The sequence below is a fragment of the Akkermansia sp. NBRC 115031 genome (assembly GCF_030268505.1).
GTDB lineage: Bacteria > Verrucomicrobiota > Verrucomicrobiia > Verrucomicrobiales > Akkermansiaceae > Akkermansia > Akkermansia massiliensis.
In genome coordinates this window covers 348,610-364,335 of sequence record NZ_BSQU01000002.1, presented here as the reverse complement: position 1 = coordinate 364,335, position 15,726 = coordinate 348,610, and the positions used below count along the sequence as shown (strand labels likewise).

The 15,726-nt window shown below is 50.2% G+C and carries 15 protein-coding genes; 14 read left to right on the top strand and 1 reads right to left on the bottom strand.

Going from position 1 to position 15,726, the window contains the following annotated elements; all coding sequences use genetic code 11:
• The first annotated feature begins 1,328 nt into the window (after nt 1-1,328).
• The 4 genes from QSJ36_RS04280 to QSJ36_RS04265 all read left to right on the top strand — a co-directional run bounded on the left by QSJ36_RS04280 (nt 1,329) and on the right by QSJ36_RS04265 (nt 5,402).
• The gene (locus QSJ36_RS04280) at nt 1,329-3,884 is read left to right on the top strand and encodes an autotransporter outer membrane beta-barrel domain-containing protein (protein WP_285467168.1); all 2,556 of its coding nucleotides are present in this window, start codon (nt 1,329-1,331) and stop codon (nt 3,882-3,884) included.
• 113 nt (nt 3,885-3,997) lie between these two features.
• The gene (locus QSJ36_RS04275) at nt 3,998-4,354 is read left to right on the top strand and encodes a hypothetical protein (RefSeq protein ID WP_146017886.1); all 357 of its coding nucleotides are present in this window, start codon (nt 3,998-4,000) and stop codon (nt 4,352-4,354) included.
• A 105-nt stretch (nt 4,355-4,459) separates the two neighbouring features.
• Nucleotides 4,460-4,825, top strand: a complete 366-nt coding sequence (locus QSJ36_RS04270; protein WP_102729925.1) for a hypothetical protein — start codon at nt 4,460-4,462, stop codon at nt 4,823-4,825.
• Between the two features lie 28 nt (nt 4,826-4,853).
• Nucleotides 4,854-5,402 carry a hypothetical protein gene (locus QSJ36_RS04265; protein ID WP_285467165.1) on the top strand — a complete coding sequence of 183 codons (549 nt, stop codon included), beginning with the start codon at nt 4,854-4,856 and terminating at the stop codon, nt 5,400-5,402.
• A gap of 96 nt (nt 5,403-5,498) precedes the next feature.
• Here QSJ36_RS04265 and QSJ36_RS04260 read toward each other — a convergent pair whose 3' ends face one another.
• Nucleotides 5,499-5,972: a hypothetical protein gene (locus QSJ36_RS04260; RefSeq protein ID WP_285467163.1), complete on the bottom strand. Its 474-nt coding sequence runs from the start codon at nt 5,970-5,972 to the stop codon at nt 5,499-5,501.
• Nucleotides 5,973-5,983: 11 nt separating this feature from the next.
• Here QSJ36_RS04260 and QSJ36_RS04255 point away from each other — a divergent pair, with 11 nt between their 5' ends.
• From QSJ36_RS04255 to QSJ36_RS04210, 10 genes are all read left to right on the top strand, one after another.
• Entirely contained in the window at nt 5,984-6,880 is an 897-nt protein-coding gene (locus QSJ36_RS04255) for a DUF1348 family protein (protein WP_253231830.1), read from the top strand.
• 17 nt (nt 6,881-6,897) lie between these two features.
• On the top strand, nt 6,898-7,659 hold the full coding sequence (locus tag QSJ36_RS04250) for a hypothetical protein (RefSeq protein ID WP_285467160.1): 762 nt from the start codon (nt 6,898-6,900) through the stop codon (nt 7,657-7,659).
• A 202-nt stretch (nt 7,660-7,861) separates the two neighbouring features.
• Entirely contained in the window at nt 7,862-9,271 is a 1,410-nt protein-coding gene (locus QSJ36_RS04245) for a DUF4339 domain-containing protein (RefSeq protein ID WP_215443315.1), read from the top strand.
• A 253-nt stretch (nt 9,272-9,524) separates the two neighbouring features.
• The gene (locus tag QSJ36_RS04240; RefSeq protein WP_102736989.1) at nt 9,525-10,568 is read left to right on the top strand and encodes a DUF4339 domain-containing protein; all 1,044 of its coding nucleotides are present in this window, start codon (nt 9,525-9,527) and stop codon (nt 10,566-10,568) included.
• 103 nt (nt 10,569-10,671) lie between these two features.
• Nucleotides 10,672-11,133: a lysozyme inhibitor LprI family protein gene (locus QSJ36_RS04235; protein WP_180971579.1), complete on the top strand. Its 462-nt coding sequence runs from the start codon at nt 10,672-10,674 to the stop codon at nt 11,131-11,133.
• A 74-nt stretch (nt 11,134-11,207) separates the two neighbouring features.
• The gene (locus QSJ36_RS04230; RefSeq protein ID WP_215443313.1) at nt 11,208-11,843 is read left to right on the top strand and encodes a hypothetical protein; all 636 of its coding nucleotides are present in this window, start codon (nt 11,208-11,210) and stop codon (nt 11,841-11,843) included.
• Nucleotides 11,844-11,855: 12 nt separating this feature from the next.
• A complete protein-coding gene (locus tag QSJ36_RS04225; protein ID WP_215443312.1) occupies nt 11,856-13,016 on the top strand; it encodes a hypothetical protein in 1,161 nt (386 codons plus the stop codon).
• 8 nt (nt 13,017-13,024) lie between these two features.
• Nucleotides 13,025-13,906: a hypothetical protein gene (locus QSJ36_RS04220; protein WP_146017888.1), complete on the top strand. Its 882-nt coding sequence runs from the start codon at nt 13,025-13,027 to the stop codon at nt 13,904-13,906.
• A gap of 53 nt (nt 13,907-13,959) precedes the next feature.
• Nucleotides 13,960-14,469: a hypothetical protein gene (locus QSJ36_RS04215; RefSeq protein WP_215443311.1), complete on the top strand. Its 510-nt coding sequence runs from the start codon at nt 13,960-13,962 to the stop codon at nt 14,467-14,469.
• An 80-nt stretch (nt 14,470-14,549) separates the two neighbouring features.
• Nucleotides 14,550-15,662: an ankyrin repeat domain-containing protein gene (locus QSJ36_RS04210; RefSeq protein ID WP_285467153.1), complete on the top strand. Its 1,113-nt coding sequence runs from the start codon at nt 14,550-14,552 to the stop codon at nt 15,660-15,662.
• Nucleotides 15,663-15,726: the final 64 nt, after the last annotated feature.

Sequence of the window (15,726 nt, the reverse complement as noted above, 5' to 3'; positions counted from 1 at the left end):
TGAAATTTAATGGTAACCACAGTAAAGGTAGTGACGATATCGGAGGGGGGGCCCTCTATATTCGTCGTGAAAGTGGCTCCAAGGCATTCCATTTCGATCTTGCCGGCAATGCATCTGTCCTATTTGAAAATAATACAGCAGCAGGTAGCGGCGGCGCTATTTATCTTACTGGAAATGGCGCAATTGTCGACAATCCTGTATTCCAGAAAAACACACAATTGTCTTTCATCGTAAACTCCTCGGGAAACGATGGTGGAGCTATCGCAGAAGCAGGCAACGATGGAAGCACACTTATCTTCAAGGAAAACGGAACTGTCCTTTTTGAGAACAACACAGCAAAAGGATTGGGGGGAGCCATATCTGCCAGTTTCCTCTCTATCACGGGAAATAAAACGGTCTCTTTCACGGGAAACAGCTCCGGAACTGCAGGCGGAGCTATCTCCGGCAACGGCGGAACCATTTCCATTGTAAACAATGAAACCGTTGAATTCCGAGGAAATTATGTGAAACAATATGATGGAGAAGGAATTCTTACCGGCGGCGTACTCAATAGTATTGGACGCCCAAAAAATGGGAGCCTTTCAATTGAACTTTCCACCCGGCCAGATGGCGGAACAATCACCTTCTACGACCCCGTCAGGGAGACATCAGAGGTTGATTCCTATCTGAACCGCTATGAAGATAGTGACGGCAATACTGTAACAGGAAGCGGAGCTATTGTGTTTTCCGGCCTTCATGCAGAGGAGGAGCTGAAGAATATTTTCGAAAATCTGGGATTGGATTCTATCGGGGAAAATTTTCAGAATTGCCTGAAAGAATCCCTGACATCTTCCATGAAAATCGGCGGCAACCTCACTCTCCATGGAGGATCCCTGAGCATCAGTGCCGGCGCCATTCTGAATATTTTGAATGGGGATTTCAGCGGAGGCAATTATATTGCCAAAACCGATTCTCTCACAGAGCTTTTCAATAACGGCACCCTGAATATTGACCGTGATGCCACGTTTGAATCCGGAGCCGACTTGCGAATTACCCAGGCAACCATGACGGCGGGAAGGAACTTTACGTCATCCGGATATGCTTGCCTTTCCCAGGAAGGAACGTTGGATATTGTCGGAAACACTGTCCTGAAAGACGGAGGAAGGATCGAATTTCAGAGCGGCTCCTCCCTCACGGCAGGAGGCAAGTTTACTGTTCGGGAAGGTTCAGCCGTTGAGTTTACAGGATCCGATAATAAATTAACTGCTCAGGAAATCGTATTTGAACAAGGCTCCTATCTGGATCACTACCGTGGAACGGGGTCAACCCTGGAGGCGCAATCCGTCACCATGACAGGAGCGGATCTGCGGCTCCGTCCCCAGAATGATGGTTACGCATTAACCGTTGATGCGAATTTAAGTCTGACGGACAGCACCATCTGGCTCTCCCCGGAAAACCTTGATGACGCCTCTTTCAATTATGGCGCCAACGGAATCGACGTCACAGGAACACTTTCCGTTTCCGGTTCCACCATCATTAACCTGAACAGCGAATATGAAAACTGGGAGGGCAGCCTGACACTTTTCCGGCTCAGCGGAGAAACTGCAGGAAGCAACTTTACCGGCAATATCTCCGACTGGACGCTCCAGAGCTGGACGGAAACTTATGATGCCGGCACGCAAACCTGGATAAATACCTTCAACCCGTTGGAAAATGCGGAACTGACAACCACGATCCTGTCTGGCGGGAAATGGGGCGTCATCCTTAAACTGGAAGAAGGGTCAACGCCCACGCCCGGTGAAGACGATATTTATGTACGTACCGGAGAAGAAAAATCCATTACTGATCTGAGCAAACGCGTCCACCTGCTGGGCGGTACGCTGGACGCAACCGGCATTCCCCAGAACACGCCGCTCACTAACCAGACCATTATAGAAGGAACAGACGGCCTGCTGGTCATGAATGAAGACCAGAGCCTGATCCTGACGGGCAATCTGACGGGCAAGAAAGGGATTGGCTACGACATTGACGGAACCGGCGGCAACAGCGCCGGCGGCGTCGCCATCGGCAGCAGTAACGGCTCCCTGAACAGCAGCGCCGTTGACCTGAGCGGGGAAAGGTACAACATCGCCGCCCTGAATGTCCGCAGCGGCCTGGCCGACATCAAAGAAACAGCCTCTCTGGGTCACGAAAACACAGTCATTACCGTCGGTTCCTCCCGCAACAGCGGAGAAACCAATGCCTCCCTCATCAATAACGGCACCATTCAGGGCAGTTCCCTTACCGTGAACTCCGACGGCTCCGTGACCAACAACAAGACATTGAATGTTGCGAACATCAACCTGAACAGCCAGTCAGCTCTGGCCAACACGGGGGATTTGACGGCTGAACAAATCACCGTGGCGAAAGACGCGCTGTTGAACAACAGCGGATCTCTGGAAGGCAACGTTACCCTCCAGGGCAGGATGAGCAACAGCGGCCAGACTACCGGCATGGTTCTGGTGCAGAATGGCGGCATCCTTTCCGGCGGCGGCTCCTTTGAGTCCGTCACCGTCCGGCAGGGGGGGCGTTTGAAGATTCAGGGGGCGGCCAGCTTCAATGGCCTGACATTTGAGGAAGGCTCCGGAATGGCATTTTCCGTCAACGGAACAACCCCCTTCAGCGCCGGGATGAATGCGGCAGACACCTATTCCCACGCAACCGTGGGAACCCTGTCTATCGCTGGAACGCCGTCCATTGAGGTACACGTCGGCTCCGGACTGATTGCCGCAGGTTCCGAGTCCTTCACGCTGAACCTGCTCCAAGCGGCTGAAATCACCGGAAACGCCGCCCTGGAACAACAACTCCATCTCACCGGAGAAACCGGCCTGCTGGAAGACGGCGGAGTCCTGGACTGGAATCCGGAAACCGGGCTTCTCACTTTCTCCGGCAAGCTGAACGTTGCCGCCGCCACCGGCCTGGCGGGCCGCGATGCCGCATTGCTGGCAGATACCCTCTGGAGCAGCGCCTCCTCCGTCGCTTCCTTTGCCCGTACGGCAAACGAACAGGGGAAAATGGCCGGAAACAGATCCTCCCGCCTGTGGGGAGCCGGCCTGGGGTACTTCACTTCCATGTCCTCCATGGACTCCCTGAGCGGATTTTCCTATCAAGGCGGTGGCTATGCCGTCGGCACGGATGTAGCTCTCGGAAAGGACGCCGTGGCAGGAGCCGCATTCGGCCAGATGTTCGGGACCCACAAGAGTTCCGACTCCCTGCTCTCCGACAAACAGAGGTCCTTCATGTTCGCCCTGTACGGCAATCTCCGCAAGGAACTTGCCCGGGGGCATGAGTTGAACCTCTCCGGCTATTTCTCCTACGGCAGCGTTGATCATACCGCCAGAACGCATGTGGGCGGCTCCCAGCAGACGCCCGGACGGGCCCGCTGGGATGACAATGTTTACGCCTTCGGCCTGCTGGCCGACTGGGACATCAAGGCCGGAGACGCCTTCACCGTGTCTCCCTTCACCGGAATCACCTACATGTACGGAACCCAGGGCCCCATTGAAGAAACCTTTGACGGCGGCAGCCGCTCCTTCGGGAATGGAGGCCTGCAGTCATGGAGCATCCCCGTGGGCATCACCCTCAAGTCCGTCTGTGGGCTGGGCAATGGCCAGGCCCTCCTGCCTGAACTGAGCGTGGCGTATGTAGGAGACATCGCACGCAGGAACCCGTACACCCGCACCTGGACAGCCGGGCAATCCGTAACCGGCCGTGGCCACGCTCCCGGCAGGAACGCCCTGATGACCCGCGCCGGCCTGGGCTGGCAAATCAGCAGAAACTGGCAGGCGGGAGCCTATTATACGCTTGAAGTCCGCAGCGGACAAACCAACCAAAGCGTCAACCTTAACGTCTCCTACAGCTTCTAACTCCAAACTGCAAAAAACAAACCCAGATGCGCGCCGGGCACACACCCCACCCCCGGCGCGCATCCCCACCGACCATCGCCTATTAACTTTTAACTATTAACTATTAACACACCATGATGAAAAAAACCATCTCCGCCATCTGCGCCGTACTCCTGCCCCTAACCGCCGTCTCCTGCCAGAAAAGCAATGTAGATCAAGCATTGGACGCACAAACCAATTTGGTCGGGACCATGCAAAAAATCAATGACCGAGACAGCGCAGATAAATACGCTAATGAAGTTGCTGAACTCACGGATCAATTCATCAAACTGCTTGATACAGTAGATCAAAATAAAGATGAAGAAAAAAAACTGAAGGATCATCCTAAATACATGGAAAACCGCGAAAAATTGGAAGATCTGGGCAATAAACTTCACGTTGGAAAATACTATGAATCAGAAAAACTGCGCAACGCTTTAAGACGCAGATAACCACCACACCAATTATTAATTTTACCTATTAATTATCCATCCTCTTTCGTCTTTAATCTTTAGTATCTGCTCTTTGGGTTTTAGACCATTAACTATTAATTCGCCATGATGAAAAAAAACATCTCCGCCATCTGCGCCGTACTCCTGACCCTGACCGCCGTCTCCTGCCAGAAAACAAACACGGAACAATACCTGGACATGCAGGAAGAAATGATTGGACTCATGGAAAGCATCAAGGATCAATCCAGCGCGGAAAAAAACGCCGAAAGGCTCGCCGAACTCCGTAAAAAATCCGAAGAATTGCAGGAAACCATGAAAGAAGAAGAAAAGAAGGAACTTTGGAACAAAAAAGAATACGGCAAAATCCTGTTCCGGAAGGAGCCCCTGCGGCAAGCCTTGTTCCAGAAGGACTATTACGGTTCTTACAAGCTGAGGAAGGCCCTGGCGGACAATCCCCATATCCTCCCCTGATTTTTCACCTCGGCCTTAACCCTGATCTATGAAAACGGACTGCATCCACACCTTCCCGGCGGCATTGCTGACGCTGGCGACGATCTCCTGCTCCCCCATCGTGGGGGAATACACCTACCGCGGGACAGTCACCGGAACGAGCGGCGGACAGGCGCGCGCATTAATCCTGAAGGAATACAGGGATGGTACCATTTCAGGCAAATTGAGCATTCCGTCGTCCTCTGCCACTGACCCATTCTCCTGCGGGAGCATTGGCGGCAGAGTGGACGACCGGAGGATTACTTTCTACCTCACCACCCTGGGAGATTCCTACCTCGGCGCGAAAATGGCCGTCATGAACAGCTCCACCGGCACCACCGTCAGGTACAAAGGGAGCATTTACAAAAACCGCCGCTGCCTCAGCGGCAAATGGCATGCAGCCAACGACTACCGCTCCTACCTCCGGGGCGGCGCCTTCTCCTTCAATCTGACCCATATCAACGGCACGCCTGTTAAACGCAGAACGATCAGTGCCGATCCCACCCTCCCCGGCAAAGATCTGGAGATTAAAGGAGGCCCTGCGGGCGAGGATATATGATAGACATTCTAACCATAGTACTCCACGGAGTCAAACCGTGATGTTTCTACCTGACGGCAAGGTATTTTAACACTCCATTCCCTTTCATTTCCTGATCTATGCACCCGATGGATTCTCCTCTCCCGCCCTTACCAGCCAACGCGGCGGAGCCGCAAGCAGATTGGCCGCCATTGCCGCCGGAACCGCCACTGCCGGAGATTCCACTCCCACCACCCACAGACGCGCCTGTACCGCCCTTGCCGGAGATTCCACTCCCACCACCCACAGACGCACCTGTACCGCCCTTGCCGGAGATTCCTCCCCCGCCGCCCGCAGACGCGCCTGTACCGCCGTTGCCGGAGATTCCTCCCCCACCGCCCTCAGACGCGCCTGTACCGCCCTTGCCGGAGATTCCTCCCCCACCGCCCGCAGACGCACCTGTACCGCCCTTGCCGGAGATTCCTCCCCCGCCGCCCGCAGACGCGCCTGTACCGCCCTTGCCGGAGATTCCTCCCCCACCGTCTGCGGACACGCCTGTACCGCCCTTGCCGGAGATTCCGCTTCCATCGCCCACAGACGCGCCTGTACCACCGTTGCCGGGAATGCCGCCACTGCCGCCCACGCCTCCAAACACCTCAAGCTCCGGACAAAAGAAACAACTAAATTGGCTCCTTCCTGCAGTAGCCGCCATCCTGGCAGCCGGCGGAGGCTTAAGCTACTATTTGCACACAGAAAAAAAGGCCTCGGAGGAACAAACAGTTCATCTGAAAAAGGACGCTGCGGATTTGTCTGAAAAAATAACTCTGCTGCGGAAAAAACAGAATGATGCCCGGAAGAACAATCAAAGCAAGCTCCTGAAGGAAGAAGAAAATGCGCGTCTTCTGGCAATATTGAGGAAAAAGGAAAAGGAGGTGGAACAAACCCGCCAAAAATACAACTCTGCCCTTACTGAACTATCCGATGCCAACAAGCGCACGGAAACTCTGGAAAAAGAATTGGTTAAAATTACCAAGGACAAGATCAGGCCGGATACCCGGGAACGCGTAAACGCAAACACCGTCACCCCCCCCATGATCAATCCCCCTTGCCCGGAAACTGACGCTCTCTTGCGGCAGACCAGCATAGCCTATCTAAAGGCACGCAAGCATGGAACTGCCGCCGTGCTTTCCGAGCATTTTGCTCCCTATTGCAATTATCAGTACGCCAACAACCGAGAAGTTCCCAATGAAATGGTCATGAATAACATCCGGGAATTCTGGAAGAAATGGCCGCGGCGCAGTTACCGCCTTCTCAAAGTGGCTTACCAGAACAATCACGTGGAAATTATTTATATTTACAAGTACGCCGATCAGAAAGGCCGCAGCATCCAGGGATACGCCAAGGAGATGTGGGAGACCAACTCTATCGGGCAAATCATCCATTGGAGGGAAGAACTCAATTCAAACATGCCTCCAGACGAATCGGCAGGATATCGTCTCGCTCCGTTAAATATTAAATAATTAAATGCCTTCTTCCCATGAAAATCCTTATTATCCCCTTAGTTCTGGCGCTTTCCCTGGGTCTTCCTGGATGGTTGTTCAACTCATGCCGGCATAATCAGGAACTATGCCAACAGGCCCAACAGGAAATCGCCGCCCAGGAAAAAGAAAAATCCGCCCTGGAAGAAGCACTCAAAAAACACCATCCCGCCCTCCAGGACTCTGGCGCTCACGCTATTCCTATTTTGGAGGAACAAGAGAAATATCTTAAACAGCAGATAATCAAACAGGATAAAAACCTGGAAGCCCTGCAACGCTTCCTGCAGGAAAGTGAACAGCAACTCCATTCACTGGAAACAAGGGAACAGGAGCTGCGAGTCCTATTAACGAAAAAGAAAAAAGAGACGGACAACATCATCCATGCCCCAAAATCCATCGCCGGAGCTACCATTACTATTGAATACAAACTAGAAGGCGAAGGTAAAGTTTTTGAAGAAACGTTTAAACCAGGGGAGTTCTGGATTGATGAAGGCAGCTATATACCTCAAGGAAATACTGCTCTGATTTCTTTCGAGTACTCCGAACAATTTAATGCCCAAAAAGCCAGGACTTGGATCATTACCAGCGCCAGTTCTTTTAAAAAGTGGGTGAATGATGACAGGAAACAACTGGCCGTCATTACGTTCACTGGAAGAAAGGGCAATACATACACGGGCGCGCTCAAGGGGTATATGGTGACTAACATAGGACAGGAGATCGGAATCAAGCTTGCCGGCATTGCCATTACTCTGCCCCAATAAACAATGTTGATGCAGAACCGACATGAAAACAGTTCTCTTTCCTTCTTCCCTGTTGTCAGGAATGATTTTTCCACCCTTGGGGGAAAAAGCCTGGAAAAAACGGAAGCCTGCCGAAACCAACTGTCACACACCGCCGTCCTTCCGCCCCATATAAACCCACGCAAGCTTTTGCGACCAACAGATACACGCTATTCACGCCGTTATGAACGAATCAGATAAGACATACTATTATGCCTCTCCCGGCGGACAGGCCACAGGCCCCGTCAGCGAACAGGAACTGCGCAAGATGCTGGAACAAGGCACCATCAAGGAATCCGCCAACATCCTCCGGAAAGGGGACGCCCAATGGCGGCGTTTGAGTGACGTCTTCCCACCTCAAGCGGCGGCTCAGCCAGCTCCGCCTGGCGCAGGAAACATGAGCCCATCAGATAAAACATACTATTATGCCCCTCCCGACGGACAGGCTACAGGCCCCGTCAGCGAACAGGAACTGCGCAAGCTGCTGGCGCAAGGTGTCATCCATGAATCCGTCAATGTCATCCGGAAAGGGGAAACCCAATGGCGCCAAATCAAGCACATGCTGAAGGATCACGAGCAGCCCGGGAGAGACGAAGCGTTTGTTCCTCCCCCAGTCCCTGCCTGCTTCCCTCCCTTGCCAACGGAGCGGCATGAAGAGAACCGTGTTTCTGCCGTTGACGGGGCTGCCCGGATGATGGATATAGCCGAGAAAACTCTCAATGACCTCAATACGTTTATAGATAATCGTCTGTACAGTTTGTTCGGGTTCAGAAAATTGGTGCCTCACTTTAAAAAGTGGGTCAATTTCACCATTCATCTGACAAGCGTGATGACGATCTTGACATCCATCCTGTTTGCTTTTGCCGTGGCGTCCATTGCTTCCGAGCCCCAACCCATGTACATGACCCCTTATTCCACGTTCAATCCCAGAGCCATGGAAACCGCACAAAAGGCGGTGGAGTCGGACAGTGGAATGTCTGGAGGAACCTTCATGGCGGCGTTGGGCGGAGGCTTTCTTTTAGGAGTCATCCTGCAATACATTTCCGGGTTGTTTTCAAAAGCCAATGTCAACTATTTCTATAGCAGGAAGCCAGTGTTATCCTCCATGCTGCTGCCCAGGCTCAATGTCATCATATTGTGTATTTTATTGCTTGGCACGCTCATTTCCCTCTTCTTTGCGAAAGGGATCTTTATTTTCCTGGCGATTCTGGCTCTGGCTTCCCAGTTGTACATGATCTGGCTGCATTTGAATTGCGACCGGCTTTTCATGAAAGTGACGGATAAAGAAGCCTCCGGGCCTTCGGACCTTATTGGATATATGATGTATCAGCTCCGCTTCTCCCTGGTAGCGGCGCAAACGCTGATTCCCGTATGGTTGCTGGGATTGTGCGGCTTCTGTTGTTTTGTCCTCTTTTCCGGGGACAGGGGAGGTTTCCTTGTGCGGCTGCTGATGTCGGGGGAATTATCCGTATGGGGAGTGATTGGATGGATATCTCTGCTGGCAGCACCCGTAGCCCTTCATTTGTGCTATATCTTCGCGGCTCTTTTGCCGGAACTGCTTTTATCTATCCTGAAAGGCGGGAAAAAGTCCTAACGCTATTGCTTTCCGTACCCCATGTCCGGACAGAACATATTTCCTGACAGCCTTCGCCCTGGTTCTTACAGGATCTATACCTGTCTGCACAGGAATATTCGGCATCAATTACCTGACCGGAAAAGCTGTGCTTGCAAGGGTAAGATTCATGGCTTCCTGATGCCGCATTCAACCCCATCTGCATCGCCATCCCGCTGCCCCATAGAGACGCCAATCACTTTTTCAACTAACAGATACATACATCGACACTGTTATGAACGAATCAGATAAGACATACTATTATGCCTCAGCCGGCGGACAGGCTACAGGCCCCGTCAGCAAACAGGAACTGCGCAAGCTGCTGGAACAACACATCATCCATGAATCCGCCAACGTCATCCGGAAAGGGGATGCCCAATGGCGCCGTTTGAGTGACATCCTCCCACCTCAAGCGGCAGATCAGCCAGCTCCGTCTGTTGCTGAAAACATGAACGAATCAGGCAGGGCATATTATTATGCCTCAGCCGACGGACAGGCTACAGGCCCCGTCAGCAAACAGGAACTGCGCAAGCTGCTGAAGCAACACATCATCCATGAATCCGCCAACGTCATCCGGAAAGGGGATGCCCAATGGCGCCGTTTGAGTGACATCCTCCCGCCGCAAGGCTCTCCCTATTCATTAGCGCCTTTCAAGCAGAAGCAAAAATTCCATGCTCTCGCCAAAGGAGAAGTCGGAAAGGGATTTCTGCCTATCTTATTGGATACGTATGCCATTGCCTTCAAAAATTTTTTATCTGTTTTCCTGGCCGTTATCCTGTGGGCTTTAACCATCTGGATTCCATACATCCATATAGGAACCACGATAGCCATAGCTAACCTTCCGGTGGATTTGGCCAAGGGGAAAATCATTTCTCCAACATGTATTTTTGCCAGACGCTACAGGCAATTCTTTGGAGAATTTTTTATCATGGCTTCTCTAATGATTTTCGGAATAGTCACTGGTTCGTGTCTCTTTATTATCCCCGGCGTCGTCCTGGCATACTCATGGATGTTGGCGCCGATTCTTTTGATTGATAAGGGAGTCAATCCCACAGAGGCACTGACATTAAGCAACAAATACACTTATGGGAACAAGTTTTCCTTTTTCCTGGCCTCAATAGCTCTCCTGATATCGTTTGCGGTTCTCCTCGGTCTCATGTCTCTGATCAGTCCTGACCTGGGTATGATCATTAGCATTTTGTTGGCCCCGGTAATGGGAATCTCTCTCATTGCAGCCATGTACAAAAGGCTGGTTCTCTTACAAGCGAAGGAGGCCTGATTCCCACCAACTATCCCTTCCAGCAAAAGAGCGCTTTCCGGACGTTTGCCGAAGAATCCGAATTCCAATATTTCAACAAATGAGGCATGCTTTCTCGCTAACAATGAAAATGACGACTCGTGTGTTGCTGGTCATTTTTTCCGGTAATATTTCAAAGGGAGCCCTGGAAAAACAGATACCCGGACTAGTTCCCGACAAGCAGGAACTAACGGCATTGCTCAAAAAATCCAGTAATCCAAATAACGAACAACAAGCCAATAGAATCAGGGTGGAACTCTGGTTCTATTGGGAAAAAAGGCTTCACCGGGTCTATCAACGCTTGCTGCAATATTACGCGTTCCGTCCGGAACTGGCGGAACCGTTAAAGACTTCCCAGCAAGCGTGGCTTACCGCCAGAGACGCCACCATGCATGCCTGCGGGTTCTGTCTTAAAGCAGGGAAGGAAAACAAGAAGGAAGACGGATGGTTCAAAGCCAATATGAATATCATGATCATTGAAATGACTGAAACACGCTGCCGCATTCTGGAAGATCTGCTCTCCATCATCCAGAGCTGCGATCTTTAATTTGGATTTCATCCTCCTTGAATAGTTGCAGCCAACTCTCCTTTTACATAGTGACTACTGAATAAAACCATTTCATGAAAAAATCGGAAAATTTATCGGAGTTCTTCCACAATATCGTCCAGATCATTCAGAAATCCTTGACGGGAGGGGACTCCATAACGCAGGCGGAGGAAATTATCGCCTTCATCATGGTCACCTCCCTGATAGCCTTTATCTTATACATTGTAGCCTTTTACAGGAAGACACTGAAGCCGAATGTTGAAAATATCGCCCCCCTGGTCATCGTCCCTCTGATAGGGATAGGCTTGATAGTGGCCATTTATGGCTATGTGACGGAAGGTTTTTTCGCAAGTATGGTTCTTTTATGGCTTTTCAACAGCATTGCCCTCGGGGTTGGAAAAGCCATGGGATTCTTCCCGGAAGAGGACACTTTCGGTAGTATCGTTCAAGAAACCAGTGCAGAATGGAAAGCGGAAGATAAATATGCGGATGCGCTCGAAGGTAAAAGTATTGCGTTCAACGATGGCACCAGAGCAACCATCCGGGGAACAGACCTGGAATCTTCCATGGAAAAATGGGGATTCCGTATTGGAGGGCTTGGAGTCGGTCTGGCCATAGGAGCCGCCATCATTGGTCCATTTGTCTGGATGGTATGCGTTTGGCAGGCATTGAAGGCCGGATGTATCGCCTTTAACCAAAAACCTGAATAATCCCTCCATTTTATGTTGAGCACTTCTACAACACCGAACCCCTTTCCCGCTGAAAACAGCGGTCACTCCCGCAATACTCAGACCTGTCCCCATGGAGAAAGCTATGCCGGAGCATTAAAGGACGGCCGCCGACACGGGAAAGGAACCTATTCGTTCAATGACGGTTCCTGGGTGCAGGGGACATGGGAAAACGACAACCTCTCCGGAAATGCCACCTTTTACCATGCGCAGCACCAGCGAACGGACCAGGGGACTTTTTGCGGAACATTCAGAAAGGGCCGCGGAACGATGACATGGAGCGACGGCAATATCTACGAAGGTACGTGGGATGATACGGAAGAAGGGTTGCAGGGCAAAGGAGTCATGTGCTCCCCGGAGGGGCAAAAAGAGGCGGGGGAATGGATCAACGGTTTATGGAAGAGAAGCTTTTCTTATAAAAATTCATTTTACGACATCATTTATCCCATCCAAAAACATCCTGTCTCTTCCCTGATTTCTTTTTTCATTATCATCGTTTTGTTTATCCTTGGAATAACTATTGACACAAAGGATAGCATTTCTGATCCCTACATTATCTTTCTGCTTACGGGCGATCTATTCCCGTCCGTAAAAAATGCCGCTGCCGTCAATATGGCCTACATCATATCAGGGGCGGCCCTTCTCATCCCTGCCATGTGCGGCCCTGTTTTTAAACAGATTTCCGGAATCCACCATAATCCGCTAACAGCCATATTACTGTCGGCCATGTCCGTTGGTGGAGCCATGGGATTCCTTCATACCCCTTACAGGGGAGAAGCCTTTTATGCCATTATATCCATATTCAGCCTCTATCTTCTCATTTTTATGGCGAAGTTTTATTATAAATCCGTACGGTTTGAACTTGCGCTCATTGCAGGCATCCTGCTCTCATGGCTGTCCATTTTACTTTTCAGAAATTCCTATTACCTTTTTGAATATATGCGATGGCCTTACGCGCTCCCGCTATTATCGGCGCTCGCCTGTTTTGCATGGGGTCGCCTCAAATACGAACAGAACGGATTTTTTCCTGGTCACAAATCATTTACCTTGGCCATATCAGGCATTTCAATAAATTATATTATTCTACAGCCCTGTTTGAACATGAACCAAATCCTATCTTATTTGAACTATATTTTGCCTTCCGTCAATTTATGAATAAACGAATGAATATCCTGCCCCTCTTTTCTTTTTTCCTCATTACCGCCGTATGCTGGGGCCAGTCAGTTGCCGGAGATGTTCAGATTCCGGCATCCATCAACGGGGCAACGATCAACTTGGATGGGGAATTATACTATCCCTCCAATATTACTATCGAACGGTATGAGCCTCAGAAAAATACAGCCCGGATGATTATACGCTACCATAAGCGGCTCATGCCCAGAATCCATCTTTCAGACTCGCTTACCGGAGCAACAACAATAGAAGAAGTCTATGGAGAAAAAGTAAAGCCGGCTTTGGTTACCTTCACCGGGCGAAAAGGGAATGTTTATTCCGGAACAGTCTCGGGATCTTTGTTTTCCCACTATAATTACAGGGGCGAAGAGGAACAACAAAATCTGGCCATGCTGAAAGACGAAAAAATTGAGTTTATTTTTCCTGACGATAACCGCCCTGTAACGGGCAGTATAAAAGGGCCGGAAACCCTGAAAAAAGGCACCATCCTTCAGATCCAGACGGATAAGAGAACCCTCAGTTACGAAATCGGGAAAAACTGCGAATTATTATACTACTTCCTAAAATATCCGGATGAAAAAGAAGCCGGAATTGTTTTGGACTTGGACGAAGAGCCTGGGAAACCGGATGTTTCCCTTTGCCTTTCCGCTTCAGATACATTTGAAGAAGTTATGACTATGTTTGACCCCGAGCCATACATGGTATTTACAAAGAAATTATCCGATAAAATTTATGAAGGAGCTTTTTTCGGATATTTATACGGATACACGACAAGTCCGGAAACAAATGACGCCCAGGAATCTAATTATACCGTCACTTTCAGAGAAAAGCTGCTCAGTATTACAATCACTTTGCCGTTATTTTTCCAATAACATTCCCTCTTTAGAAAGATATAAGATCTATTAATGATGTTGCCCAAATTCGTATGAATAAACTATCCATTGCATTTTTATCTGCTTCCATGGGTCTTGTATGCACCTGTTCCGCGTTTTCACAGGAAGAAGTGAAGGCGCCCAAATCTCTGGATGGAGCTTCCATTAGGATCAAGACAGCGGAAGAAAAGGAAATGTTCTGCAATGCGAAGGATTTATGCATCGTCCTGTATACGCCGCAGGGCAATACGGCCCAACTCATTTTCACCCATGCCACAGGGATCCGGCCTCAGAAAATTCGTCACGAAAAACTTTCCGGAGATGAATCCTACGATGCGAAAGAAAACAAGGGGACTCCGTCCCTCCTCACTTTTACCGCCGTCAAAGGATCCGTCTACCATGCCGCCGTTGAAGGCTATTGGACCAGCGACCATTCCCATGAAGTTGTCCCCGTACAGAGCATGGAGATCATTTTCCCTACGAACGTATCCATTCATGGGGATGAGGAGTGTATCGAACTCCTCCCTGAGACGGAAGAATTTGAAGAGCCTCAATGTACCTGAAATTATTTCCAACTTAGAATAATTTGAGGACCCCAACATAGTTCCCTTCCATCAGAGCTACTCCAACCCATTACACTCCTATGCTTCCCCCATTTTTCAGCAAGCCGTTATCCGCCCTGCTCCTTTTCCTGTTTCTGTTCATTCCCCAGTCTTTCGCCCGGGATGACAGGAATAACGAGAATTATATGGATAAATTCATATCTTTACTGAGCGGAGAAATTGAAACCTCTTCCAGCAATAAAAAAGTTTCGAAATCATCAAAAAAACAACACAAGAATTCTCCTCCCTCGGCCTCGAAGCAGAAACAGAACAGACAAAAACAGGAACGTCTGTTCAAAAAATCGGCACAGGAGGCGGAGAAACTAATCAACAAATACCAGATAGACCTCAATCAGAAAGTGCCCATTGAAGGCAGGGACACGTTTCCCGCCATTGCCGTGGCAAAATCCGGCAATGTCCTGATGATGGAAGTGCTTATCAAGCATGGGATAAACCTTGACCTGAAAGACGGGAAAATCAACGTCAACTACGAAACCCACCCGAGCCATTCCGCCATACTGAATGCTGCGGCGAAATCCGGCCATACCCCAATGGTGGAGCTGCTTTTGAAACACATACCGGATACTGACAATCAAAGAGTAGGATCTACAAACATCGCCGCGCGGAAGGGGGATTTGAATATGCTCCGCTTTCTGAAAGAACAGGGCGTTCCCTTTCATTCCGGCTGTCTGGCAGCTGTCAGCCATCAATGCAATATATCAGCAGGCTGCCGTTCAAAACAGGAAACCGATTGCAGCCACCTGACTGTCATGCGTTATTTACTGGAGAACGGGTTTGATATTAAAAGGGACAGGGGCGAAGCGCTGGCCTGGGCCTGTTCAAGAGGAAATGAAACCATGGTTCGCTTCCTGCTGGAACATGGCGCGGAATGCCACATTCACAGTGCAGCTATTTGCTCTGCTAGCGGCTCAGCTATCGTCAAGGCGGACGAAGGAGGAAACGTCAATGTCATCAAGATGCTCCTTGCGAAAGGAGCCAATATCCATGACATCAGGCAAGATGGCAAAGCAAATGCCCTTCATCAAGCTACCCAGTACGGTCAAGCCGCCATTGTTCCCTTTCTAGTCCAGCAAGGAATTGAGGTTAATACACCCAACGGCTACGGTGAAAGTCCTGTTTGCCCAAGGAGCTGACGCCTCCGTCAGGGACCACAAGGGGAAAACAGCAGCAGACCATGCCCTGGAATCGTCAAATCAT

What these genes read in the sequence shown, in the direction of transcription:
- QSJ36_RS04280 (WP_285467168.1), top strand. Translation starts at nt 1,329, where the DNA reads ATGACAGGAGCGGATCTGCGGCTCCGTCCCCAGAATGATGGTTACGCA.
- QSJ36_RS04275 (WP_146017886.1), top strand. Translation starts at nt 3,998, where the DNA reads ATGATGAAAAAAACCATCTCCGCCATCTGCGCCGTACTCCTGCCCCTA.
- QSJ36_RS04270 (WP_102729925.1), top strand. Translation starts at nt 4,460, where the DNA reads ATGATGAAAAAAAACATCTCCGCCATCTGCGCCGTACTCCTGACCCTG.
- QSJ36_RS04265 (WP_285467165.1), top strand. Translation starts at nt 4,854, where the DNA reads ATGAAAACGGACTGCATCCACACCTTCCCGGCGGCATTGCTGACGCTG.
- QSJ36_RS04255 (WP_253231830.1), top strand. Translation starts at nt 5,984, where the DNA reads ATGCCGCCACTGCCGCCCACGCCTCCAAACACCTCAAGCTCCGGACAA.
- QSJ36_RS04250 (WP_285467160.1), top strand. Translation starts at nt 6,898, where the DNA reads ATGAAAATCCTTATTATCCCCTTAGTTCTGGCGCTTTCCCTGGGTCTT.
- QSJ36_RS04245 (WP_215443315.1), top strand. Translation starts at nt 7,862, where the DNA reads ATGAACGAATCAGATAAGACATACTATTATGCCTCTCCCGGCGGACAG.
- QSJ36_RS04240 (WP_102736989.1), top strand. Translation starts at nt 9,525, where the DNA reads ATGAACGAATCAGATAAGACATACTATTATGCCTCAGCCGGCGGACAG.
- QSJ36_RS04235 (WP_180971579.1), top strand. Translation starts at nt 10,672, where the DNA reads ATGAAAATGACGACTCGTGTGTTGCTGGTCATTTTTTCCGGTAATATT.
- QSJ36_RS04230 (WP_215443313.1), top strand. Translation starts at nt 11,208, where the DNA reads ATGAAAAAATCGGAAAATTTATCGGAGTTCTTCCACAATATCGTCCAG.
- QSJ36_RS04225 (WP_215443312.1), top strand. Translation starts at nt 11,856, where the DNA reads ATGTTGAGCACTTCTACAACACCGAACCCCTTTCCCGCTGAAAACAGC.
- QSJ36_RS04220 (WP_146017888.1), top strand. Translation starts at nt 13,025, where the DNA reads ATGAATATCCTGCCCCTCTTTTCTTTTTTCCTCATTACCGCCGTATGC.
- QSJ36_RS04215 (WP_215443311.1), top strand. Translation starts at nt 13,960, where the DNA reads ATGAATAAACTATCCATTGCATTTTTATCTGCTTCCATGGGTCTTGTA.
- QSJ36_RS04210 (WP_285467153.1), top strand. Translation starts at nt 14,550, where the DNA reads ATGCTTCCCCCATTTTTCAGCAAGCCGTTATCCGCCCTGCTCCTTTTC.